Source organism: Lacinutrix cladophorae (genome assembly GCF_053604645.1).
On record NZ_JBSHNR010000097.1, the window covers coordinates 1 to 231 of the forward strand.

The 231-nt window shown below is 40.7% G+C and carries 1 protein-coding gene; it reads left to right on the forward strand.

The features are described 5' to 3' along the window. Positions 1 to 231: hypothetical protein (locus ACVC3Y_RS05865; RefSeq protein ID WP_452226360.1), on the forward strand; the 231-nt coding region annotated here is incomplete at both ends.

Genomic DNA, 231 nt, shown 5'->3' on the forward strand with positions numbered 1-231 from the left:
AGATGAAACAACAGTAACAACAGGAACGGATGGCTCATGGACAGCAACAGACATTCCAGTAGGAGATGCAGAAGTAGATGTTGATGAAACAACATTACCAGCAGATGTAAGTGGTACTTTAACAACAGGAACTTCAGATCCAGAAACAGTAACCGTATTAGAAGGAGTTGAAACAGCAACAACCGATGACGGTTATGAACCAGTAACTGCAGAATTAACAGGAGTTGTATT